Here is a 22,830-nt window from a genome sequence, read left to right as displayed (position 1 = left end):
ACCCCCGTGCGGTGAGCGAGGCCTTCGGAGACCTTGCGGGTGAGAGGGAGGGTCACTCCTCCTCGTCGGTGCCCCCGGCGCCTTCCAGGTCGCCTTCCGTCTCCAGGAAGACCTGGCGCAGGGCGGCCAGGGTCTCCGGGTCCGGCTTCTCCCACATGCCGCGGGACTCGGCTTCGAGCAGGCGTTCCGCGATGCCGTGCAGGGCCCAGGGGTTGGCTTCCTTCAGGAAGGCCTGGTTGTCCGCGTCGAGGACGTATTCCTGGGTGAGCTTGTCGTACATCCAGTCGGCGACCACGCCCGTCGTGGCGTCGTAGCCGAAGAGGTAGTCGACCGTCGCCGCCAGTTCGAACGCGCCCTTGTAGCCGTGGCGGCGCATCGCCTCGATCCAGCGCGGGTTGACCACGCGGGCGCGGAAGACGCGGGAGGTCTCCTCGACCAGCGTGCGCGTGCGGACCGTCTCCGGGCGGGTGGAGTCGCCGATGTACGCCTCGGGGGCCGTGCCCTTCAGCGCGCGGACGGTCGCCACCATGCCGCCGTGGTACTGGAAGTAGTCGTCCGAGTCGGCGATGTCGTGCTCGCGGGTGTCCGTGTTCTTAGCGGCCACCGCGATGCGCTTGTACGCCGTCTCCATCTCGGCGCGCGCCGGGCGGCCTTCGAGGCCTCGGCCGTAGGCGTAGCCGCCCCACACCGTGTAGACCTCCGCGAGGTCGGCGTCCGTGCGCCAGTCGCGGCTGTCGATCAGCTGGAGGATGCCCGCGCCGTACGTTCCCGGCCGGGAGCCGAAGATACGGGTCGTCGCGCGCCGCTCGTCGCCGTGCTCGGCCAGGTCCGCCTGCGCGTGCGCCCGGACGTAGTTGTCCGCGGCCGGTTCGTCGAGGGCTGCCACGAGGCGTACCGCGTCGTCCAGGAGGGCGATGACGTGCGGGAACGCGTCTCGGAAGAAGCCCGAGATGCGGAGGGTGACGTCGACACGCGGGCGGTTCAGTTCGGCGAGGGGGATGGCCTCCAGGCCGTTCACCCGGCGCGAGGCGTCGTCCCAGAGCGGGCGGACGCCCAGCAGGGCCAGCGCCTCGGCCACGTCGTCGCCGGCGGTCCGCATCGCGCTCGTACCCCAGAGGGAAAGACCGACGGAGGTCGGCCACTCGCCGTTGTCCGTGCGGTAGCGCTCCAGGAGCGAGTCGGCGAGGGCCTGGCCCGTCTCCCACGCGAGGCGGGAGGGCACGGCCTTCGGGTCGACCGAGTAGAAGTTGCGGCCCGTCGGCAGGACGTTGACCAGGCCGCGGAGCGGGGAGCCGGACGGACCCGCCGGGACGAAGCCGCCGTTCAGGGCGTGGACCGCGTGGGTCAGTTCGTCCGTCGTGGCCGCCAGGCGGGGGACCACCTGCTCGCAGGCGAAGCGGAGGACCGCCTGCACCTCCGGACCATAGGTGGTGGGGACGGCGTCGACGGACCAGCCCGCCGCCTCCATCGTCTCCACCAGCTCGCGCGCCTTCGCCTCCGCCTCGTCGGCCGTGGTGCGGGTCGCCGCCGACTCGTCCAGGCCCAGCGCCTCGCGCAGGCCCGGCAGCGCCTGCGTACCGCCCCAGATCTGGCGGGCGCGGAGGATCGAGAGGACCAGGTTGACGCGGGCCTCGCCCTCCGGCGCGCCGCCCAGGACGTGCAGGCCGTCGCGGATCTGGGCGTCCTTGACCTCGCACAGCCAGCCGTCGACGTGCAGCAGGAAGTCGTCGAAGCCGTCGTCCTCCGGCCGGTCCTGGAGCCCCAGGTCGTGGTCCAGCTTGGCCGCCTGGATCAGCGTCCAGATCTGGGCGCGGATCGCGGGCAGCTTCGACGGGTCCATCGAGGAGATCTGCGCGTACTCGTCGAGCAGCTGCTCCAGGCGCGCGATGTCGCCGTACGACTCGGCGCGCGCCATCGGCGGCACCAGGTGGTCGACGAGGGTCGCGTGCACGCGCCGCTTGGCCTGCGTGCCCTCGCCCGGGTCGTTGACGAGGAAGGGGTAGATCAGGGGGATGTCGCCCAGTGCCGCGTCGGGGCCGCAGGCGGCGGACAGGCCGGCGTTCTTGCCGGGCAGCCACTCCAGGTTGCCGTGCTTGCCCAGGTGGACCATGGCGTCGGCGCCGAAGCCGCCGTCCTCGGCGCGGGCGGCGATCCAGCGGTAGGCGGCCAGGTAGTGGTGCGACGGCGGGAGATCGGGGTCGTGGTAGATCGCGATCGGGTTCTCGCCGAAGCCGCGCGGCGGCTGGATGAGGATCAGCAGGTTCCCGCGGCGCAGGGCGGCGAGCACGATGTCGCCCTCCGGGTTGCGGGAGCGGTCGAGGAACATCTCGCCGGGCGCCGGGCCCCAGTGCTCCTCGACGTGCGTACGGAGCTCCTCGGGCAGGGTCGCGTACCAGCGCTTGTAGTCGGCGGCCGGGATGCGGACGGGGTTGCGCGCGAGCTGCTCCTCCGTCAGCCAGTCCTGGTCGTGGCCACCGGCGTCGATGAGGGCGTAGATCAGCTCGTCGCCGTCGCCGGAGATCAGGCCGGGGAGGTCCTCGGCCGGGCCGAAGTCGTAGCCCTCCGCGATCAGGCGGCGGAGGAGGGAGACGGCGGAGGCGGGGGTGTCCAGGCCGACCGCGTTGCCGATGCGGGAGTGCTTCGTCGGGTACGCGGAGAGGACGAGCGCCAGCTTCTTCTCGGCGTTCGGGATGTGGCGGAGCCGGGCGTGGCGGACGGCGATCCCGGCGACGCGGGCCGCGCGCTCGGCGTCCGCGACGTACGCAGGAAGCCCGTCCGCGTCGATCTCCTTGAAGGAGAACGGGACGGTGATGAGGCGGCCGTCGAACTCGGGCACGGCGACCTGGCTGGCCGCGTCCAGCGGCGACAGGCCTTCGTCGTTCTCCTCCCAGTTCTCGCGCGAACCGGTCAGGCACAGCGCCTGGAGGATCGGCACGTCGAGCCCGGCGAGCGCGCCCGCGTCCCAGGCCTCCTCGTCGCCGCCGGCCTGCGCCTCGGCGGGCTTGGTGCCGCCCGCCGCGAGGACGGTGGTGACGATCGCGTCGGCGGTACGGAGCCGGTCGAGCAGCTCCGCCTCGGGGGCGCGCAGGGACGCCACGTACAGGGGGAGGGCCTGGGCGCCGGTGTCCTCGATCGCCGCGCAGAGGGTTTCCACGAAGGCGGTGTTCCCGCTCATGTGGTGGGCGCGGTAGTAGAGCACCGCGATCGTCGGGCCGGTCGTGTGACGGGCCGTGCGCTCCAGGGGGCCCCAGGTGGGGGCCGGCGCCGGGGCCTCGAAGCCGTGGCCGGTGAGGAGGACGGTGTCGGAGAGGAAGCGGGCCAGCTGCTCCAGGTTCCCGGGGCCGCCGTGCGCGAGGTAGGCGTGCGCCTCGGTGGCGACGCCGACGGGGACGGTCGAGGTCTCCATCAGCTGGGCGTCGGGGGCCTGTTCGCCGCTGAGCACGACGACCGGCTTCCCGGTGGCGCGGATCGCGTCGATCCCCTCCTCCCAGGAGCGGATGCCGCCCAGAAGGCGGACGACGACGAGTTCGACGCCGTCGAGGAGGGCGGGGAGTTCGGCGAGGGGCAGCCGGGAGGGGTTGGCGAAGCGGTACTCCACCGGGCCGCCGGCCCCCTCGGCCGAGGCGGCGTTCGCCGCGCGGGCACTGAGCAGGTCGGTGTCGGAGTGCGACAGCAGCAGAAGCATGGCGTGCGCAGGCCCTTCCTCGGGGTTGTCCGCGCCCCGGGTGGTCGTGTGGGTTGGGGCCTCCCCTGCTCGAGCGAAGCCGAGAGCTTGGGGAAGGGAGTTCCTGACTCACCCGTGCCATCGCTGGTACGGGCTCACAGTGGCGGGACCGCGCCGGATTCTCACCGGGCTTCCTCCCCGGGGTCCTGGGACCCCATGCCGATCTGCATCCTAGATCGTGGCGTCGGCGGGGCGGGGCGGGGCGGGGAGTCGGCCGGATCACACTCGGTGGTGGCCCGGTTCCCCGTGGGTATGCTCGCCGCCATGCCGCCCACCCCACCCCCGACGCCCGAACGGGACGAAGCTCGCATACGGGACCGTGGCGACGCCTGCCCCGGGGCGCTGCGCCTGCATGCCGCCGACGACGGCCGGCTGGCCCGACTGCGGCTGCCCGCAGGGCGCTTGACGGCACGTCAGGTGGCAGCGCTTGCGGACGCGGCGGAGATCCTCGGCGACGGGCGGATCAGCATCACGTCCCGGGGGAACGCGGAGCTGCGCGGCCTCGCGGACGACTGCGGGGCGGAACTCGCCGCGCTGCTCGCGGAAGCGGGCCTGCTGCCCTCCCCCACCCACGAGCGCGTCCGCAACATCGCGGCCTCCCCGGCCGCCGGCCTCGACGGACTCGGCGGCCCCGAGGTCCAGTTGTGGGCCCGTGAGCTGGACACCCTGCTGTGCGCCGAGCCCTGGGCGGCGGCGCTTTCCGGCCGTTTCCTGTTCGTCCTCGACGACGGGCGCGGAGACGTGGCGGGCCTCGGCGGCGATGTGACCTTGGTCGCAGTGGAGCCGGGGCCGGCTGACCCTTCCGGATCCGCGCTGCTGTACGTGGGCGGGAGGGCCTTCCGGGTCGGCGGGGCCGACGCGCCCCGGGCCGCCCTCGCCGCCGCCGGGGCTTTCCTGGACGCCGCCCGCGAGGCCGGGAACGGGGCCTGGCGGGTGCGGGAGCTGCCGGAGGGGTGCGCCCCGGACACGGCGGGCGCGCTGGACCGCGCGGGGATCGCGGCGGAGCCCGTACCCACGCCACACCTCCTTCCCCACCTCCCCGATGGCGCGCCCCTCGCCCCCGGGCCCCTCGGCGCCACCGCCCTGTACGTCCTGGCGCCCCTCGGCCGCCTCACCGCCGCCCAACTGCGCGCCCTGCTTCCCGCCGAGGAGGTACGGCTGACGCCGTGGCGCGGTGCGGTCGTCGTCGGGGCGGCGGCGGGCCGCCAGGACCACGACCGGCTCGCGGCCCTCGCCGCCGCCGGGCTGATCACCCGGCCCGACTCACCCTGGGCGGGCGTCAGCGCCTGCACCGGGCGCCCCGGGTGCGCCAAGTCCCTCGCGGACGTCCGCGAGGACGCGGCCCCGGGGTCCGCCCTCGGCCTCCCCCGCGGCCTCCACCTCCCCGTCCACTTCTCCGGGTGCGAGCGCCGCTGCGGGCACCCGCACGGCACCTGGGTCGACGTCGTCGCCACCGCCGACGGCGCCTACCTGGTGGACGGCGTCCCCACCCCCCGTACCGCCCTGCCCGACGCAGTGACCACGGCCCGCACGACCACAGCCACCACGACGACGAGATGAGCGAGAGCACCAGGATGTTCGACTACGAGAAGGACGGGGCGGAGATCTACCGCAGGTCCTTTGCCACGATCCGCGCCGAGGCGGAGCTCGCGGGCCTGCCCGCCGACGTCGCCCAGGTGGCGGTCCGGATGATCCACGCCTGCGGCATGACCGACCTCGTCCAGGACATCGCGTACTCCCCCCAGGTCGCCGCGAACGCCCGCGAGGCCCTGCGCGCCGGCGCCCCGATCCTCTGCGACGCGCAGATGGTCGCCAGCGGCGTCACCCGCAAGCGGCTGCCCGCCGACAACGAGGTGATCTGCACGCTCTCCGACCCGGCCGTGCCGGGCCTCGCCGCCGACCTCGGCACCACCCGCTCCGCCGCCGCGCTCGAACTGTGGCGGGACCGCCTCGAAGGCTCCGTCGTCGCCATCGGCAACGCCCCCACCGCCCTCTTCCACCTCCTGGAGATGATCGCGAAGGGCGCCGGCAGGCCGGCCGCCGTCCTCGGCATCCCGGTCGGCTTCATCGGCGCCGCCGAGTCCAAGGACGCGCTCGCCGCGAACACCCTGGACCTCGACTACCTCGTCGTACGGGGCCGGCGCGGCGGCAGCGCGATGACCGCCGCCGCGATCAACGCCCTCGCCCACGAAGCGGAGATCCAGGCATGAGCACCGCGCACACGAAGGGCAAGCTGTACGGGGTCGGGCTCGGGCCCGGCGACCCGAACCTGATGACGGTCGCCGCGGTGAAGGCCATCGCCGCCGCCGACGTCGTCGCGTACCACTCGGCCCGCCACGGCCGCTCGATAGCCCGCTCCATCGCCGCCGAGCACATCCGCGAGGACCACGTCGAGGAGCGGCTCATGTACCCGCTCACGGTGGAGACCACGGACCACCCCGGCGGCTACCGGGGCGCCCTGAACGACTTCTACGAGGAGGCCGCGGCCCGCCTCGCCGTCCACCTCGACGCCGGCCGCACGGTCGCCGTCCTCGCCGAGGGCGACCCGCTCTTCTACGGCTCGTACCAGCACATGCACAAGCGGCTCGCGGACCGCTACGACACGACCGTCATCCCCGGCGTCACCTCGGTGAGCGCCGCCGCCGCCCGGCTCGGCGAGCCGCTGTGCGAGGCGGAGGAGGTCCTCACGATCATCCCCGGCACCCTGCCGGAGGACGAGCTGACGGCCCGCCTCGCGGGCACCGACTCGGCGGTCGTGATGAAGCTCGGCCGCACCTTCCCCACCGTGAAGCGCGCCCTGGAGCGGGCGGGCCGGCTCGACGACGCGCGGTACGTGGAGCGGGCGTTCATGGCGGGCGAGCGGACCGGCGACCTCGCCGACATCGACCCGGACTCCGTCCCGTACTTCTCCGTCGCGGTCCTCCCCTCCCGTATCGACCAGGAGCTTCCGGTACGGGAGCGGGGCGAGGTCGTCGTCGTCGGCACGGGCCCGGCCGGCGCGCCCTGGCTGACGCCCGAGTCGCGCGGCGCGCTCGTCAACGCCGACGTCCTCGTCGGCTACACCACCTACCTGGACCGGGTGCCGGAGCTGCGCCCCGGGCAGATCCGGCACGGCTCCGACAACAAGGTCGAGTCGGAGCGGGCCGAGTTCGCGCTCGACCTGGCCAAGCGCGGGCGGAAGGTCGCGGTCGTCTCCGGCGGCGACCCGGGCGTCTTCGCGATGGCCACCGCCGTCCTGGAGGTCGCCTGCGAGCCGGCGTACGCGGACGTTCCCGTACGGGTCCTGCCGGGCGTGACCGCCGCCAACGCGGCCGCCGCGGCGGCGGGCGCCCCGCTCGGCCACGACTACGCCACGATCTCGCTCTCCGACCGGCTCAAGCCGTGGGACGTCATCGAGGCCAGGCTGCGCGCCGCCGCCGGCGCCGACCTGGTCATCGCCCTCTACAACCCGGGCTCCAAGTCCCGTACGCACCAGGTGGCCGCCGCCCGCGACCTCCTGCTCGAACTCCGCTCGCCCGAGACCCCGGTGGTCGTCGCCCGTGACGTCGGCGGCCCCGAGCAGTCGGTGCGCGTCCTCACCCTGAAGACCCTGGACGCGTCCGAGGTCGACATGCGCACCCTGCTCCTCGTCGGCTCGTCGCAGACGCAGGCGGTCGAGCGGGCCGACGGCCGGACGATCGCCTGGACGCCGCGCCGCTACGGCTGACGCCCAGACGACCGACGGAGGTCAGAACTCCTGCTGCTCGGCGTCGGGCGGCAGGAGGCAGGGGGTGCTCACGACGAGCACGATCAGCTGGTCGTCCAGGTCCTCCGCGGAGACGGCGAAGCGCTGGTCCGGCTGCCTGGCGTCGACCAGGTTCACGGGATCCTTGGCCGGGTCGGACCGGTAGCCCTGGATCTCGAAGCCCTGCTTCTCCAGCTCGTCCTTGATCGCGCGGATGCCCGCCGTCTGCCGGTCCCTGGGCAGCTTCGCGCGGAGGTTGTACCGCAGGGTGAAGCGGCCGTCGCTCGCCGACTCCCCGCCCTTGCCGAGGCAGTTGGAGAAGTTCGCCTGCCGGGTCGACGCGACGGCCTCGGCCCCGGCCGTGCGCGCCATGGAACTCGTCCAGTGCTCGGCCCACTCCTCCGCCTTCTCCTTGCTCATGCGGGGCAGCGGATCGTTCTTCGCTTCGTCGGACACACAGCCCCCCAGGAGCAGTACGAGAACAGGTACGAGGGCGAGCGAAGCCCTCCGGATCACAGGTCGGGTCACGGGACTCCTCCGGGTCGGGGGCGTCATGAGGCGGGACCGCTCTCCGGCTGCTTCCCGGCGATGATGCGCCCCTGGTTGGCCAGGCTCTGGCTGTCGTCGTTCCAGTAGCCGCTGTGGCCACTGGTGTCGACGTACATCTGCTGGCCGCCGAAGGCGGGGTCGGCCGGGTTCTCACCGAGGGTCTTGTCCGCGGCCCAGTTAATGACGCCGTCGTCCGGCGCCGCGCCGACCCAGAGCCGGGAGGGCGAGACGTGGAGCTGGTCGGCCCGGTCCACGTTGAGGCCCGGGCTGCCGACGACGATCATGTCGTCGGTGTCCAGTCCCCGGCCGCCGGAATCGGCCGTGCCCACCATGGTGGAGCCGTAGCTGTGCCCGACGACGGTCATGTGGGTCCGCTCACCCTCGTGCGAGGCGCGCAGTCCGTGAGTGAAGTCGCGGAGGGTCTCGGCGTCGTCCTCGGCCCGGCCCGGCGTGGTGACGCCGAGGTCCGGCTCGGGGGCGTCGTAGTCGAGCCAGGCGATGACGGCGACGTCCTTGCCCTGGCCCGGGGTGCGCTCACCGGCCGCGTCCTGCAGCTTCTCCGCCCGGTCGATCGAGTCGGTGAAGTTGTCGAGCTGGTTGTCCGTCCCCGGCACCGACACCGCCGTGTGCGCCGCCTTGTCCGGGTTGCCGACCGAGACGATCGCCCTGCCGTCCCCCTCCGTGCTGAAGCCCAACAGGTGGAGCTGCTTGTGCTCCGGGGCCGTGTCCGACTTGTCCATCCGGTCCTTCAGCGCCTGCAGGCCCTGGTAACTGGAGCGGTCGTGGTAGCCGAGGCTCCCCTCGCGCAGCGCGTAGTCGTTGAGGCGCATGTCGAGCACGGTCCGGTTGGCCTGGTCGCGGGTGGTCGCGGGCAGGCCGTCGAGACCGCCGACCTGCTCCGGGTACGCCGCCAGGTACAGGCGCTGCTCCTCCTCGTCCAGACCCTTCCACCAGTCCGCCGAGCGCTGCGGGTCCGTACCGTCGGGGATGTCCTTCTTGTCGATGCCCGCGAAGGCGGCGACCCGGGCCGCGTCCTCCTGGGCATGGGCGCCGCCGTAGCGCTTGTCGAGGTCGAAGGGGTCGATCTGGCGCAGGACTTCGGCGCCCTCGTTGCTCGCCGCCTCCGCCTCCGCCACGGCCGCGTCGATCCGGGCGCGGAAGCCGCCGAGCCCGGAGTTGGCGTCGCGCTGGACGTCCGCGTAATCCGGGTCGTTGTGGTACTTCGGGTCCACGGCCTGCTTGGGCTCGACCCAGCCGTCGTCGCGGACGGTGTGGCCCGCGGCCTCCGCGTCGGTGACGGCGGCGCGCAGCTTGCGCTGCGCCGCCTGCATCTTGGTGTTGAGGGTGTCCAGGGTGGTGGCGATCAGCTGGGCGTTGGTGCGGCCCGTCCCCAGCTTGCTCTCCGTGGCCTCCATCGCTTCGAGGCCGTACGTGGCGCTGACGCCGGTCCAGCCCGCCTTGTGCAGCGGTCCGGTCACCCGCCTGCCGCTGCCCGTCTGCGTCTGCGACAGGGCGTCGGCGAGCTTCTTCCAGGAGCCCACGGCGCTGTCCAGGTCCGCGAAGTCCTGCTTCATCAACTGGGCGAAGTGCTCCGTCACGGCGCCGTCACCAGCCCTGGAAGCAGGAGATGACGTCCTGCTCCATGACGTCGCGCCCGTCGGCGAGATGGCGGAGCCCGTTCGCGTGCTCGGTGAGCCGGCCCCGTAGGGTCTCCAGGCCCGAGCCCCAGCCCTCGCCGGTCTGCGACATCCGCGGGCCCACGGTCCACGGTCCGAAGGCCGCGGCGGCCGACGCCAGATCGGCGCCCGCCTTGCGCAGCGGCTCCTGCAAGTCCGCCGCCAGAGCGTCGGCGGCGCCGGCCGAAGCCCGCAGTTCCCCCGCCGAGACGTTGAGATCCCAACCCACGTGTGTCCCCCGATACGCACGCCATGCTTCCGATACCCGGGCGAGACTAGCCGACCCCACCCAGTCGTGATCAAGAGCAAAGCCGAAACTGTGATCTCCCCGCTCACCGCACGGGTCGGCGCGGTGGCGCCGTTCGCAACTGCACCCGAGCCGCCGCGTCTTGGCGATCCGCGGTCAGTCGCGGGTGAAGGTGCCCAGACCCTCCTGGTCCAGGTACTCGACGCGGACGGTCTTCCCGTCCGGGGAGAAGGTGACTCCGGTCGGGCCGACGGCGTTCTCGCCGCGCGTCGGGAAGCTGAACGTGTTTCCGTCGTAGTGGGTGAGCCGGTACGACTGGGGTTCCGGCCCCAGCTTCAGCACCAGGCCGCCGTCCTCCTCTGCCACCGTCAGTTTGCCGTAGTAGTCGTTGGCGTACGTCCCGGTGTAGGCGTCTGCGGCCTTCGCGGCGGTGGCGTCGGCGGGCGGCTTCGCGAAGTCCGTCTCCGAACGGCCCGCCTCCTCCTGCTGCTGGTAGATGCCGTCGACCAGCGGCAGCCAGTCCCGGCTCGGCTCGCCGTCCTGCGCCGTGTCGAAGAAGTCGAGCGCGACGGTGTCCGCGACGCCGGCCGGGGCGCCGTTGGTGAGGACGACGATCCCGAGCTGCTCGCCCGGCAGCATCGTGACGTTGGTGTGCGCGCCGAGCGCGAACGCCCCGGTGTGCGAGAGGCGCAGCCGGCCCTCGTCGTCGTACGACACGTTCCAGCCGAGGCCGTAGAAACCGGTCCGGCCGGCCGGTGCGTGCGGCGGCGAGGACACGGCCTGGGGGTGGTGGGTGACGAGCAGGGCGTCCTCGTCGACGATCCGGCGCCCGTCGAGCTCGCCGTTCGCGAGCTGGAGCCGCATCCAGGTCGCCATGTCGCTGGCCGAGGAACTGACGCCGCCGGCCGGTGACTGGGCGTCCGGGTCGCGGACGTACCGCGCCTTCCAGCTGCCGTCGGGTTCCTGTACGTGGCCGACGGCCCGGTCGGCGTTGTCGGCGAAGTCCTCGAAGCGGGAGCTGGTGTCGTTCATGCCGGCGGGCTTGTAGAGCGTGTCCTCGGCGAGCTTCTCCCACGGCACGCCCTCCCGCTCGGCCACGGCCTCGGCGGCCGCCGTCAGACCGAAGTTGGTGTACGCGTAGCTCGCGCGGAACGGCGCGAGGGGCTCGTACCGCAGGTGGGAGACGATGTACTCCTGGTCGTAGCCGAGGTCCTCCAGGAGGTCGCCCGCGTGGTCGGGCAGGCCGCTGCGGTGCGAGAACAGGTCGGCGACCGTCGCGTGGGAGCTCACCCACGGGTCCTTCAGCCGGAATTCCGGCAGGTCGGAGGCGACGGGACGCTGCCAGCCGTCGACTCCGACGGCCCTGGCGACGACGGTGGACGCGATCGGCTTCGACACCGAGGCCAGCTGGAAGACGGTGTCGGCGTCGACCCGGGCCTCCTTGCCGACCTCACGGACCCCGTACCCCTTCACGGCGACGACCCGGTCCTCGTACACGACGGCGACGGAGACGCCGGGGACGCCGGTGCGCTTCATCAGGTCCGTGACGGTCGCGTCGAGCCGGCCGACCGCCCGGTCCACGTCCGCCCGGTCGAGCACGGGCGGCGGCTGCGGAGGCGGCGGATCGGGGGTGGGCGAGGGGCTCGGCGCGGCGCCCAACAGCGCCACGAGCCCCGCCGTGACCAGCCAGCGGACGGTACCCACCCCTCCATTGAACGCCGAGCGGAATCCCCTGTCGCGCGGAAGGAACGGGCCGGTAAAGTCCCCCTCCGGCGGAACACCGGCCCCACCCGCACCGCCCCTTCCCCCCACGCGTCGTCTGTTCCCCGCAGGTCATCCCGCAGGTCCGGAAAGGGCCCCACTCTTCGTGATCACTCGTACCCGGCTGAGCGCGCTGGCCACCACGGCCGCCCTCGTCGCATCCGGCGGTCTGCTGACCGCCACCCCGGCCGCAGCGGCCGTCACCTGTGCCTCCCCGCTGTGGAAGGCGGACTACTACGCCAACACCACGCTCACGGGCACGCCCAAGCTGGTCACCTGCGACAGCGTCATCGCCGAGAACTACGGCCTCGGCGACCCGGCCGTCACCACGCTGCCGAAGGACAACTTCGGCGTTCGCTGGACCCTCACCCGCGACTTCGGCTCCGGCGGCCCCTTCACGTTCACCGCGGAGGCGCAGGACGGCATCCGCGTCAGCCTCGACGGCGTCCGCAAGATCGACCTCTGGAAGAACGTCTCCACGACCCAGAAGAAGACGGTCAACGTCACGATCCCGGCGGGCCGCCACACCCTCACGGTCCACTACGCGACCTGGACGGGCGCCGCGAACGTCAAGTTCGGCTACGCGCCGATCACTTCGGCGACGACGGACAAGGTCCGCCCGCTCGCGCCGGCCGGCTTCACGATCGCCTACGACAAGACCCTCAACAAGGTCACCACGCGCTGGACGGCGAACAAGGAGATGGACCTCGCCGGTTACCGCGTCTACCGGCGCCTCACCGGCACCACCGCCTGGTCCCGCGTCGGCGGCACCACCTCACCGCTCACCACCACCTTCACCAACAGCCCCCCGCCCACCGGCCAGTCGTACGCGTACGAGATCCGTGCCGTGGACAGGGCGGGCAACGAGTCGACCGGCACCGTCGACCTCCCCATCACCTCCGTGGACCGGACGGCTCCGGGCGCGCCGACGGCCCTGCGGGCGGTGGAGAACGACACCTCGGGCGCCGACCTCAGCTGGACCGCCCCCTCCGGCACGGACGTCGTCGCGTACCGCGTCTATCTCGACGGCGTGCTCAGTGAGACGGTCGACTTCACGGAGTGGCGCCAGGCCGGGGTCGCACCCGGCACGACGTACACGTACACGGTCAGGGCCGTGGACCGGGCCGGCAACGCGTCCGCGGCCGCCACGGCCAGCCTCACGACCAAGGGCGACCTCGTCGCCCCCGCGCCGATCACCGGGCTCAAGGCGACCCCGCGCGAGGACGGTGTGCTCCTGGAGTGGACCCCGAGCCCCGAGCCCGATGTCAAGTACTACAGGATCTTCCGGGCCGAGTGGTACGACAACGGCGAGGGCGAGACGGGGTGGATCGCGTACCGCCTCGGGGAGTACCTCGGACCCGACGCCTCGTCCTACCTCCACGGCAACGTGCCCGACGGCGAGAACGTGCTCTACGGCGTGATCGCGACGGACACGTGGCTCAACGAGATGTACGCGACGGACCCGGACATGAACTGGGTCGAGGTCACCGAACTCGGCACGCCCGACATCCCCTAGCCGGGAATCGCCCAGGCGGCGGCCTCCTCCGGGGTCGCCGCCAGTGCGACGCCCTCCGGGACCGGGGGGCGGCGGACGACCACGACCGGGATGCCCGCCTCGCGGGCCGCGGTCAGTTTCGGGGACGTCGCCGCGCCGCCGCTGTCCTTCGTCACCAGGACGTCGATCCGGTGGCGGGCGAGGAGCTCCCGCTCGCCGTCCAGGGTGAAGGGGCCCCGGTCGAGGAGGATCTCGGTGCGGGCCGGCATCGGCGCGTCCGGGGCGTCGACCGAGCGGACCAGGAACCACTCGGGGCGGTCCGCGAAGGCCGCGAGGCCCATGCGGCCCGTGGTCAGGAAGACCCGGTCGCCGAGACCGTCCAGTGCCCCTGCCGCCTCCTCCAGGGAGGCCGCGGAGTGCCAGTCGTCGCCCGCCACCGGGACCCAGCCGGGACGGCGCAGCGCCAGCAGGGGAACATGGGCGGTGGCGGCCGCCCGGGCCGCGTTGAAGCTGATCCGCTCGGCGAAGGGATGGGTGGCGTCGATGACCGCGTCCACGGCGTGCTCGCGCAGCCAGGCCGCGAGTCCGTCCGCGCCGCCGAACCCGCCGATCCGGACCTCCCCGGCCGGCAGCCGGGGGTTCGCCACCCGGCCGGCGAGGGAGCTGGTGACCCGGACCTCGCCGTGTAGCAGGCCGGCTAGCGCGCGGGCCTCGGTCGTCCCCCCGAGAATGAGTATGTGCAGCACAGGAGCCTCTTCATGACGTCGGGCGGCGGGCGCGAGGCCCAACTCAAGCACACCGGTCTGCGCCCGGGGTGGACGACCGGTGCCTGTGCGACGGCGGCGACGACCTCCGCGTACACCGCGCTCCTGACCGGCGAGTTCCCCGACCCGGTGACGATCACGCTGCCGAAGGGGCAGACGCCGGCGTTCGCGCTCACCGCCGAGTCCCTGGCCGGCGGCACGGCCATGGCGGCCGTCGTGAAGGACGCGGGCGACGACCCGGACGTCACGCACGGCGCGGTGATCCGTTCGACCGTACGGCTCCTGCCGCCCGGCTCCGGCGTCGTCTTCCGGGCGGGCGAGGGCGTCGGCACGGTCACCCTGCCCGGCCTCCCCCTGGAGGTCGGCGAACCCGCGATCAACCCCGTGCCCCGGCAGCTGATGCGCGAGCACGTCGCCGCGGTCGCGGCGCGGCACTGGGCGCCCGGGGACGTCGAGATCACCGTCTCCGTCGACAACGGCGCCGAGATCGCCCGCTCCACCTGGAACCCGCGGATCGGCATCCTCGGCGGCCTGTCGATCCTCGGCACGACCGGCGTCGTCGTCCCCTACTCCTGCTCGGCGTGGATCGACTCCATCCGCCGGGGCGTGGACGTGGCCCGCGCGGGCGGCCTCACGCACGTCGCCGGCTGCACCGGCTCGACCTCCGAGCGCACGGTCGCCGGGCTGTACGAGCTGCCGGAGATCGCGCTCCTCGACATGGGCGACTTCGCGGGCGCGGTCCTCAAGTACATCCGCCGCCACCCCGTGGACCGGCTCACGGTCTGCGGCGGCTTCGCCAAGCTGTCCAAGCTGGCCGCGGGCCATCTCGACCTCCACTCGGCCCGCTCCCAGGTCGACAAGGCTTTCCTCGCCGACCTGGCCCGCACCGGCGGCGCCTCCGAGGCCCTCGCCGCGGAGATCGCCGAGGCCAACACGGGCCTCGCCGCGCTCCGCCTCTGCGAGGCCGCCGGTGTGCCCCTCGGCGACCTCGTCGCCGCCCGCGCCCGCGACGAGTCCCTCGCGGTCCTGCGGGGCGCGCCGGTCGCGGTGGACGTGATCTGCATCGACCGCGCGGGCACGGTCGTGGGCCGCTCGTCGGTACGGGGCCCCGGCGCGTAAATCGCCGCGACAGCACGCCGGGCGGCCGTCGAGAATCCGGGGATGACCGACTTCTCGCACAAGCCCACGCTCACCGGTGACCTGGTGGTCCTCCGTCCCGTCACGGAGGACGACGTGCCCGCGCTGCTGCCGCTCTTCGAGGACGAGGAGATCACGCGCCTCACCGGGTGCCACACGCACTTCGACGAGCCGGCGCTACGGAAGTGGTACGGGTCGCGGGGCGCGCAGGACGACCGGCTCGACCTCGCCGTCGTGGAGCGGGCGACGGGCCGGGTCGTCGGCGAGGTCGTGCTCAACGAATGGGACGAGGACAACGAGAGTTGCTCCTTCCGCGTCGTCTTCGTCCCGGACGCGGTCGGCCGGGGCCTCGGCACGGAGGCGACGCGCCTGATCGTCGACCACGGCTTCGAGGGGCTCGGCCTGTACCGCATCCACCTGGAGGTGTACGCCTTCAACCCCCGCGCCCGCCGCGCCTACGAGAAGGCCGGCTTCACGGCCGAGGGCGTCCTGCGCGGGGCGCTGCTGTGGGAGGGCGAGCGGGTCGACGCGACGGTGATGTCGGTGCTGGCGCCGGAGTGGGCGGCTGCCCGGGCCGATCGCGTACGTCAGACGGCCGGGTAGCCGATCTCCCGTACGTCCTCCGCGAGGCCGGCGAGGTCCGTCTCCGGGTTGAGCGCCGCCACGACCTCCGGGGTCAGGGGGCGCAGGGCGAGGACGTGTCGTACGGCTCCGAGGTCGACGGGGCGCTCGTAGTAGTCCGAGGCCCACTCCGCGTACGCCTCGGCCGAGCGGTCCGTGAGCAGGCGGAGGAAGCGGCCGGAGCCGTCCGGGTCCTCGTGCCCGTCCAGGTCCGGGAAGGCGACCGGCCCGGTCCGCCAGGCCGTGTCCGTGGTCTCGCGCCACAGGCAGGCGGTGGTCACGTGCACCCCGTCCTCGTCCGTGAACGCGGGCTCCGTCAGGTACTCCCCGAAGGCCTCCGGGACGCCGTCGAGCACCCCGGGCCAGGTCTGCCCGTCCGCGAGTGCCCCGAACGGGCTCAGCGGCGACTCGTGGTCGAAGACCCGCGCGAACGCCCCCGCCGGCGAGAGGACGATCGTGTACTCGCCGCCGGAACCGTCCTTCATGGACGCCAGCTGTTCGGTCTCCGACCAGTGCGCGTCGAAGGAGTAGTACCGGCTCTCCCACTCCGGGCTCAGGACGGCGTCCAGCATCGCGAGCCCCCGGGAGTGGTCGCGCAGTTCCTCGATGCCCGGCAGCGCCCGGGCGACGTCGTAAACGGTCACGCGTCCATGAGACAGCACGGCGCCGACAGCCGACGTGCGGCCCCCTCGACCCGAATCTACGCTTACCGGAACATACCCCCACGAATGAGAGGGAGTCCCATGGCGAAGCGAGGCAACAAGCGCCGGGCCCGCAAGAAGAAGAAGGCGAACCACGGCAAGCGGCCCAACGCCTGAGCGGTGGTCGTCAGGATGACGGTGGCCGGGCCCGTGGGCCCGGCCTTCGGTCCGTCCGGGCCCGGCCGGTCCGTCACAGGGCGTTCGGGTCGACCGCCCGCGCCATCGCCGCGTAGCCCGCCGTGTTCGGGTGGAGGCCGTCGCCGAAGTCGTAGTCGGGGTTCAGCAGGTCCTCGTTGCCGGGGGCGGGGTCGGCCAGGGCACGGTCGAAGTCGACGACCGCGTCGTACTCGCCGCTCGTCCGGATCCAGGCGTTGACCTCGTCGCGGACGGCCTCCATCGGGGCGAACGCCTCCGCCGGGTACTGGGGCGCCGCCTTGGAGCCCTTCATCGGGATCATCGTGCCGCCGACCACCCGGATCCCCTTGGCGTGGGCCGCGCGGATCAGTGCGCGGTGGCCCTCGATCAGTTCCGCCGCCGTCGGCCTGGCGTTCGGGAGGCCGCACGGGAAGTACGTCGGGTCCATGTACCCGAACAGCAGGTCGTTCGTGCCCTCCAGGACGATGACCGTGCCCACCCGGGGCTGGTCGAGGACGTCCCGGGCGAAGCGAGTGGTGGCCTTCTCGCCGAAGCAGGCGGAGTCGTTCAGGATCCGGTTCCCGCCAATGCCCGTGTTGAGGACGGGCCGCGGCCGGCCCTCGGCGGCGAGGCGCCGGGACAGCTGGTCCGGGTAGCGTTCGTCGGCGCCTTCCGTCGCCCCGTATCCGTCGGTGATCGAGTCGCCGAAGGTCGCGACGGCCGAGCGCGCGGGGAGACCCGCGACCTCGACGCCCTCCAGGTAGTACCAGGACTTGCTCGTCTCGGTGTACGCGCCCGCGCCGGTGTCCCGCAGGTGGTCCCCGCTCGCGCGGTACGCGAAGGTCCCCTGGGCGAGGTCGTGGTACGTCGCCGGGCCGGTCGCCCCGGCGAAGTACAGGGTCACCGTCAGCCGCTCGCCCGCCCTCACCGGCAGCGGGACCGCGTCGCTGACCGCCTTCGCCCCGGCGGGGACCGCCACCGACGCCGCCCCCGCGAACCGTACGGTCCTGAGCGTCGCCGGCTGCACGGCCGCCCCGTCGCCGGACCGGGCGACGCTCGCCCCGGTCAGCCGGAGCGGGGTCGTGCCGTAGGCGTTGGAGACCCTGATCCGCAGGGCGGAGCCGTCGGCGGACGTCCGGACGACCTGGCGGACGGAGTGGTGGTCGAACCCCTGCTCGGACCAGTTGGGGTAGAAGTTCGTGGAGGGCCGCTGCACGGCCGCCGTCCACGCGCCGTTCCAGCGGCTGCCGCCGCTGCCGCCGTGCGCGGTGGCAGGGAGGACGGCCGTCGCCAGGAGTGCGGCGGTCAGTGCGGCGGCGGTCAGCGTGCGTCGGGGCAGGGTGTGCATGGTTCGTTCCTCTCGTCGGTCAACTCACTGACGCGCCAAGGCGATCGGATGTGACCGACGAGAGAGGAAAAAGATCAGCAGACGTGGTCGCGGTCCCGCGCCGGGTCATACAGGTGGCTGTCGCGGAACTCCTTGGCCGCGAGTGTGCGGCCCACCAGGATGACCGCCGTCTTCGTGATGCCGGCCGCCTTCGTCTGCTCCGCGATGTCGTCGAGGGTGCCGCGCAGGACCAGCTCGTCGGGGCGGCTCGCCATCGCCACGACCGCGGCCGGGCAGTCCGCGCCGTAGTGCGGGACGAGTTCGCCGACGACCCGGTCGACGTAGCGGGCGGCGAGGTGGAGGACGAGCAGGGCGCCGCTGCGGCCGAGCGTCGCGAGGTCCTCGCCCTCGGGCATGGGGGTGGCCTGCTGGGCGATCCGGGTGAGGATCACGGTCTGCCCGACGGTGGGGACGGTGAGCTCCCGCTTGAGCGCCGCCGCGGCCGCGGCGAACGCCGGGACGCCCGGCACGACCTCGTACGGGATGTCCAGCGCGTCCAGGCGGCGCATCTGCTCGGCGACCGCGCTGAAGACGGACGGGTCGCCGGAGTGCAGCCGCGCCACGTCGTGGCCGTCCTCGTGGGCGCGGACGATCTCGGCGATGATCTTGTCCAGGTCGAGCTGGGCCGTGTCGACGAGCCGCGCGTCCGGCGGGCACTCGGCAAGCAGCTCGGTGGGGACGAGGGAGCCGGCGTAGAGGCAGACCCCGCACGTCGCGAGGGTCCGCGCGCCGCGCACGGTGATCAGGTCGGCCGCGCCGGGGCCCGCGCCGATGAAGTAGACGGTCATGCTCGTTCTCCTGACTTGGTGACGGACCACTGCGTGACCGGCATCGCCTGGCGCCAGCCCGTGAACCCGCCCACCGGCACGGCCGCCGCGACGGCGAGCCGGACCAGTTCGCCGCCGTGGCGGCGGTAGCGGTCGGCGAGCAGCGCCTCGGATTCGAGGGTCACGGTGTTGGCGACGAGCCGCCCGCCGTGCGGGAGCGCGTCCCAGCAGGCGTCGAGGAGGCCGGGGACGGTGAGGCCGCCGCCGATGAAGACGGCGTCGGGGGCGGGGAGGCCGGTCAGCGCCGCGGGGGCCGGTCCCGTGACGACGCGGAGGGCGGGGACGCCGAGGGTGTCGGCGTTGCGGGTGATGCGCTCGGCGCGCTCGGGGGACTTCTCGACCGCGATCGCCCGGCAGGAGCGGTGGGTCCGCATCCATTCGATGCCGATGGAGCCGGAGCCGCCGCCGATGTCCCAGAGGAGTTCGCCGGGGGCGGGGGCGAGCGCGGCGAGCGTGGCGGCGCGGACGTACCGCTTGGTGAGCTGCCCGTCGTGCTCGTACGCCTCGTCGGGCAGGCCGGGCGCGGCGCCGAGCCGGAGCGTGCCGGGGTCGCGTACGCAGTCGAGCGCGAGGACGTGCAGGGCGTCGGTCCGCTCGTACGGCCAGTCGGCGGCGGTGGCGTCGAGGAGCCGCTCGGCGGGCCCGCCGAGCTGTTCGAGGACGCGGACGCGGGTGCCGCCCCAGCCGGTGCGGCGCAGCAGCGCGGCGACCTCGGCGGGCGTGCCGGGGCCCTCGCCGAGGACGAGGAGCCGGCGGCCGGGGTGGAGGGCGGCGGAGAGCGCGGCGAGCGGCCGGGCGACGAGGGAGACGGTCTCGACGTCCTCCAGGGGCCAGCCGAGGCGGGCACAGGCGTACGAGACGGAGGAGGGGTGCGGGTGGACGCGGAGGGCCGCGGCGCCGGCGGTCTCGGCGAGGGTGCGGGCGATGCCGTGGAAGGACGGGTCGCCGCTGGCGAGGACGGCGACCGCGCGGCCCTCGTGGGCGGCGAGCAGTCCGGGGACGGCGGGTCGGAGGGGAGAGGGCCAGGCGATCCGCTCGCCGGGGCACTCGCCGGCGGGGAGGAGGTCGAGCTGGCGCGGGGCGCCGATCAGCACCTCGGCGGCGCGCAGGGGGCGGCGGGAGTTCTCGGGGAGTCCGTCCCACCCGTCCGCGCCGATTCCGACGACCGATATCGCAGCGTTCACGTCGGGGACTCTACGTGAGGCCCCGGGGCGGCTACCGCTGGGTCACTTCTGGGCGTTCTGCCCGACGTAGAAGAGGAGCCAGACGAAGCCCGCGAAGGCGTGTGTCGCGAAGACGTACACGAAGACGCGGAGCATGACACCGCGCTCTTTCCAGCGCTCGTCGTCATACGTCTTCTCCGTCATGCGGTCCAGGGTACGGGCCGGGAATACGTCGGGAGGGTGCACCGTTGGACGTGTTAGTTTAAGCTTCAACCACTAATCAGGAACGCGAGAGGTGAGCACGATGCAGTTCGGGATCTTCACCGTCGGCGACGTGACGGCCGACCCCACCACCGGCCGCACCCCCACCGAGCACGAGCGGATCAAGGACACCGTCGCCATCGCGCTCAAGGCCGAGGAGGTCGGGCTCGACGTCTTCGCCACGGGCGAGCACCACAACCCGCCGTTCGTGCCCTCCTCCCCCACCACCCTCCTCGGGCACATCGCCGCCCGCACCGAGAACCTGATCCTGTCCACCTCCACGACCCTCATCACCACCAACGACCCGGTGAAGATCGCCGAGGACTACGCGACCCTCCAGCACCTCGCCGAGGGCCGGGTGGACCTGATGATGGGCCGCGGGAACACCGGGCCGGTCTACCCGTGGTTCGGGCAGGACATCCGCCAGGGCATCCCGCTCGCCATCGAGAACTACGCGCTCCTCCACAAGCTGTGGAGGGAGGACGTCGTCGACTGGGAGGGCAAGTTCCGCACGGCCCTCCAGGGCTTCACGTCCACCCCGCGCCCCCTCGACGGCGTCCCGCCGTTCGTCTGGCACGGCTCCATCCGCTCCCCCGAGATCGCCGAGCAGGCCGCCTACTACGGCGACGGCTTCTTCGCGAACCACATCTTCTGGCCCAAGCAGCACACCGAGAAGATGGTCCGGCTCTACCGGCAGCGGTACGCGCACTACGGCCACGGCACCCCCGAACAGGCCATCGTCGGCCTCGGCGGCCACATCTTCATGCGCAAGAACTCCCAGGACGCGGTACGGGAGTTCCGCCCGTACTTCGACAACGCGCCCGTCTACGGCCACGGCCCGTCCCTGGAGGAGTTCTCCCGGGAGACCCCGCTGACCGTCGGCTCGCCGCAGGAGGTCATCGAGCGCACCCTGTCCTTCCGCGACTACGTGGGCGACTACCAGCGCCAGCTGTTCCTCGTCGACCACGCGGGACTGCCCCTCAAGACGGTCCTGGAGCAGCTCGACATCCTCGGCGAGGAGGTCGTCCCGGTACTGCGCAAGGAGTTCGCGAACCTGCGCCCGGCCGGCGTCCCGGAGACCGCCCCGCTGCACCCCGCTGTCCAGACGAAGAAGGAGGTCTGACCACCATGCAGACCCTGAAGCTGGTCGCGGTCTCCGCCGGACTCAGCGCACCCTCCTCCACCCGGCTGCTCGCCGACCGGCTGCTCCAGGCGACGCGGTACCGGCTGGCCGAGCAGGAGTACGCCGTCGACGTCCAGGTCGTCGAACTGCGCGACCTGGCCCTCGACATCGCGAAGAACCTCGTCACCGGCTTCCCCTCGGAGAAGCTCCAGGAGGCGATCGACGCGGTGACCGGCGCGGACGGGGTCGTCGCGGTGACCCCGGTCTTCACCGCCTCGTACAGCGGTCTCTTCAAGTCGTTCTTCGACCTGATCGACCCGGCGGCGCTGACCGGCACCCCCGTCCTCATCGGGGCGACCGGCGGCACCGCCCGTCACTCGCTCGTCCTGGACCACGCCCTGCGGCCGCTCTTCGCCTACCTGCGGGCCCTCGTCGTCCCCACCGCCGTCTACGCGGCGTCGGAGGACTGGGGCTCGGGCGGCGACGAGTGGACGGACGGACTGCCGTCCCGGATCACCCGGGCGGGCCACGAACTGGCGGACGCGGTCGCCGCCCGGCCGTCCCGGCGGGCCGACGAGGACGAGATCGTCCCCTTCGAGAAGCAGCTGGCCGACCTGCGCCTGGATTGACCCCTTTGTTACGTTGTGGGGGAACGTCCCTGAGTTTCCCTGGGGTTCCCGACAACGAACGGAGGTCGGCGATGGCCGGCGGCAGGATCGTGGTGGGTGTGGACGGATCGGCGCCCGCCCTGAAGGCGCTGCAGTGGGCGGCCGCGCAGGCCGCCCTCACCGGGGACTCCCTCCAGGCGGTGATCAGCTGGGAGTACCCCGCGTCGTGGGCGACGCTGATGCCGGGCGTGCCGCCCGAGTTCGACCCCGAGCGGCTCGCCAAGCAGATCCTGGACGAGTCCCTGGACAAGGCCCTCGACCCGAAGACCGCCGCCGGGACCACCCGCACGGTGGTCGGCGGCAACGCCCCGCAGGCCCTGCTCGACGCGGCGAAGGGCGCGACGCTCCTCGTCGTCGGCGACCGCGGCTACAGCGGCTTCAAGGCGGCGGTCCTCGGCTCGGTCTCGTCCCACGTCACGCAGCACTCCCCCTGCCCCGTCGTCGTCGTCCGCGGAGAGTGACCACCATGGACATCAAGCTGGAACTGATCGGCGTGCCCGTCACCGACATCGACCGGGCCAAGGCCTTCTACGAGAAGGTCGGCTTCCACGCCGACCACGACATCCCGGTCAACGACGACATCCGGTTCGTCCAGATGACCCCGCCGGGCTCGGCGTGCTCGATCGCCTTCGGCAAGGGCATCACGGAGATGGCCCCGGGCTCCCTCGACAACATGCAGGTGGTCGTCACCGACATCGAGGAGGCCCACGCCGACCTCACCGCACGCGGGATCGAGGTCACCGGGATCGACGACCAGCCCTGGGGCTCCTTCGTCTACTTCGCCGACCCCGACGGCAACCGCTGGTCGGTGCAGCAGACCACCCCGCGCACGGCGGGATAGGTCACCGGCGGGCCGGGTCACCGGCG

At 73.0% G+C, this 22,830-nt stretch carries 22 protein-coding genes and 1 riboswitch; of the genes, 11 read left to right on the top strand and 11 right to left on the bottom strand.

Annotated elements, in window-relative coordinates:
* Positions 1 to 52: 52 nt before the first annotated feature.
* Positions 53 to 3,685: a cobaltochelatase subunit CobN gene (gene cobN, locus ACIBG6_RS18995; RefSeq protein ID WP_399223723.1), complete on the bottom strand. Its 3,633-nt coding sequence runs from the start codon at positions 3,683 to 3,685 to the stop codon at positions 53 to 55.
* Between the two features lie 78 nt (positions 3,686 to 3,763).
* Positions 3,764 to 3,897, bottom strand: a riboswitch (cobalamin riboswitch).
* Between the two features lie 79 nt (positions 3,898 to 3,976).
* Between cobN and ACIBG6_RS18990 the strand changes: the two genes are divergently transcribed.
* Genes ACIBG6_RS18990 through cobJ form a run of 3 tightly spaced genes read left to right on the top strand, consistent with a single transcriptional unit; the run spans position 3,977 to position 7,430 of the window.
* Entirely contained in the window at positions 3,977 to 5,284 is a 1,308-nt protein-coding gene (locus tag ACIBG6_RS18990) for a cobalamin biosynthesis protein CobG (RefSeq protein WP_399224018.1), read from the top strand.
* Positions 5,281 to 5,934 (top strand): precorrin-8X methylmutase, encoded by a 654-nt coding sequence (locus ACIBG6_RS18985; protein ID WP_329622476.1) that lies wholly within the window; start codon positions 5,281 to 5,283, stop codon positions 5,932 to 5,934. Before ACIBG6_RS18990 ends, ACIBG6_RS18985 begins: the two co-directional genes overlap by 4 nt.
* Complete coding sequence (gene cobJ / locus ACIBG6_RS18980; RefSeq protein WP_399223722.1) at positions 5,931 to 7,430, top strand: precorrin-3B C(17)-methyltransferase; 1,500 nt, start codon at positions 5,931 to 5,933, stop codon at positions 7,428 to 7,430. The genes ACIBG6_RS18985 and cobJ overlap by 4 nt, the downstream gene beginning before the upstream one ends.
* Before the next feature lie 21 nt (positions 7,431 to 7,451).
* On the opposite strand, the gene ACIBG6_RS18975 is transcribed toward cobJ, so the two are convergent.
* The 4 genes from ACIBG6_RS18975 to ACIBG6_RS18960 form a co-directional block, all read right to left on the bottom strand.
* Complete coding sequence (locus tag ACIBG6_RS18975; RefSeq protein ID WP_399223721.1) at positions 7,452 to 7,976, bottom strand: hypothetical protein; 525 nt, start codon at positions 7,974 to 7,976, stop codon at positions 7,452 to 7,454.
* A 23-nt stretch (positions 7,977 to 7,999) separates the two neighbouring features.
* Positions 8,000 to 9,595, bottom strand: a complete 1,596-nt coding sequence (locus ACIBG6_RS18970; RefSeq protein ID WP_399223720.1) for an alpha/beta hydrolase — start codon at positions 9,593 to 9,595, stop codon at positions 8,000 to 8,002.
* 7 nt (positions 9,596 to 9,602) lie between these two features.
* Positions 9,603 to 9,902, bottom strand: coding sequence for a hypothetical protein (locus tag ACIBG6_RS18965; protein ID WP_384137743.1), 300 nt, complete (start codon positions 9,900 to 9,902; stop codon positions 9,603 to 9,605).
* Positions 9,903 to 10,076: 174 nt separating this feature from the next.
* Complete coding sequence (locus ACIBG6_RS18960) at positions 10,077 to 11,624, bottom strand: serine hydrolase (RefSeq protein WP_399223719.1); 1,548 nt, start codon at positions 11,622 to 11,624, stop codon at positions 10,077 to 10,079.
* A gap of 163 nt (positions 11,625 to 11,787) precedes the next feature.
* On the opposite strand from ACIBG6_RS18960, the gene ACIBG6_RS18955 reads away from it, so the two are divergent.
* Positions 11,788 to 13,197, top strand: a complete 1,410-nt coding sequence (locus tag ACIBG6_RS18955) for a fibronectin type III domain-containing protein (RefSeq protein ID WP_399223718.1) — start codon at positions 11,788 to 11,790, stop codon at positions 13,195 to 13,197.
* Here ACIBG6_RS18955 and ACIBG6_RS18950 read toward each other — a convergent pair.
* Entirely contained in the window at positions 13,194 to 13,919 is a 726-nt protein-coding gene (locus ACIBG6_RS18950) for a cobalt-precorrin-6A reductase (RefSeq protein ID WP_399224017.1), read from the bottom strand. The two genes, ACIBG6_RS18955 and ACIBG6_RS18950, sit on opposite strands and share 4 nt — an antisense overlap.
* Positions 13,920 to 13,934: 15 nt before the next feature.
* Here ACIBG6_RS18950 and ACIBG6_RS18945 point away from each other — a divergent pair, with 15 nt between their 5' ends.
* A complete protein-coding gene (locus tag ACIBG6_RS18945; protein WP_399224016.1) occupies positions 13,935 to 15,059 on the top strand; it encodes a cobalt-precorrin-5B (C(1))-methyltransferase in 1,125 nt (374 codons plus the stop codon).
* 42 nt (positions 15,060 to 15,101) lie between these two features.
* Positions 15,102 to 15,680, top strand: coding sequence for a GNAT family N-acetyltransferase (locus ACIBG6_RS18940; RefSeq protein WP_399223717.1), 579 nt, complete (start codon positions 15,102 to 15,104; stop codon positions 15,678 to 15,680).
* Here ACIBG6_RS18940 and ACIBG6_RS18935 read toward each other — a convergent pair.
* The gene (locus ACIBG6_RS18935) at positions 15,665 to 16,342 is read right to left on the bottom strand and encodes a hypothetical protein (RefSeq protein WP_399223716.1); all 678 of its coding nucleotides are present in this window, start codon (positions 16,340 to 16,342) and stop codon (positions 15,665 to 15,667) included. The genes ACIBG6_RS18940 and ACIBG6_RS18935 overlap by 16 nt on opposite strands.
* A gap of 99 nt (positions 16,343 to 16,441) precedes the next feature.
* Between ACIBG6_RS18935 and ACIBG6_RS18930 the strand changes: the two genes are divergently transcribed.
* Entirely contained in the window at positions 16,442 to 16,516 is a 75-nt protein-coding gene (locus tag ACIBG6_RS18930; RefSeq protein WP_100661309.1) for a 50S ribosomal protein bL37, read from the top strand.
* Positions 16,517 to 16,589: 73 nt separating this feature from the next.
* Here ACIBG6_RS18930 and ACIBG6_RS18925 read toward each other — a convergent pair whose 3' ends face one another.
* The 4 genes from ACIBG6_RS18925 to ACIBG6_RS18910 all read right to left on the bottom strand — a co-directional run bounded on the left by ACIBG6_RS18925 (position 16,590) and on the right by ACIBG6_RS18910 (position 20,115).
* Entirely contained in the window at positions 16,590 to 17,882 is a 1,293-nt protein-coding gene (locus tag ACIBG6_RS18925) for an SGNH/GDSL hydrolase family protein (protein WP_399223715.1), read from the bottom strand.
* A 74-nt stretch (positions 17,883 to 17,956) separates the two neighbouring features.
* Positions 17,957 to 18,709 carry a precorrin-4 C(11)-methyltransferase gene (gene cobM, locus ACIBG6_RS18920; protein WP_399223714.1) on the bottom strand — a complete coding sequence of 251 codons (753 nt, stop codon included), beginning with the start codon at positions 18,707 to 18,709 and terminating at the stop codon, positions 17,957 to 17,959.
* Positions 18,706 to 19,932 carry a precorrin-6y C5,15-methyltransferase (decarboxylating) subunit CbiE gene (gene cbiE, locus ACIBG6_RS18915; protein ID WP_399223713.1) on the bottom strand — a complete coding sequence of 409 codons (1,227 nt, stop codon included), beginning with the start codon at positions 19,930 to 19,932 and terminating at the stop codon, positions 18,706 to 18,708. Before cbiE ends, cobM begins: the two co-directional genes overlap by 4 nt.
* Before the next feature lie 42 nt (positions 19,933 to 19,974).
* Complete coding sequence (locus ACIBG6_RS18910) at positions 19,975 to 20,115, bottom strand: DUF6126 family protein (RefSeq protein ID WP_383382506.1); 141 nt, start codon at positions 20,113 to 20,115, stop codon at positions 19,975 to 19,977.
* Between the two features lie 100 nt (positions 20,116 to 20,215).
* On the opposite strand from ACIBG6_RS18910, the gene ACIBG6_RS18905 reads away from it, so the two are divergent.
* From ACIBG6_RS18905 to ACIBG6_RS18890, 4 genes are all read left to right on the top strand, one after another.
* Positions 20,216 to 21,295: an LLM class flavin-dependent oxidoreductase gene (locus ACIBG6_RS18905; protein ID WP_399224015.1), complete on the top strand. Its 1,080-nt coding sequence runs from the start codon at positions 20,216 to 20,218 to the stop codon at positions 21,293 to 21,295.
* 5 nt (positions 21,296 to 21,300) lie between these two features.
* A complete protein-coding gene (locus tag ACIBG6_RS18900) occupies positions 21,301 to 21,924 on the top strand; it encodes an FMN reductase (RefSeq protein WP_399223711.1) in 624 nt (207 codons plus the stop codon).
* 71 nt (positions 21,925 to 21,995) lie between these two features.
* On the top strand, positions 21,996 to 22,424 hold the full coding sequence (locus tag ACIBG6_RS18895; protein WP_399223710.1) for a universal stress protein: 429 nt from the start codon (positions 21,996 to 21,998) through the stop codon (positions 22,422 to 22,424).
* Positions 22,425 to 22,429: 5 nt separating this feature from the next.
* Complete coding sequence (locus ACIBG6_RS18890) at positions 22,430 to 22,804, top strand: VOC family protein (RefSeq protein ID WP_399223709.1); 375 nt, start codon at positions 22,430 to 22,432, stop codon at positions 22,802 to 22,804.
* Positions 22,805 to 22,830 lie beyond the last annotated feature (26 nt).

This window comes from Streptomyces sp. NPDC050842 (assembly GCF_044456565.1).
GTDB lineage: Bacteria > Actinomycetota > Actinomycetes > Streptomycetales > Streptomycetaceae > Streptomyces.
Note: the sequence above shows the minus strand (reverse complement) of the source record. Positions and strands in the feature narration are given on the sequence as shown.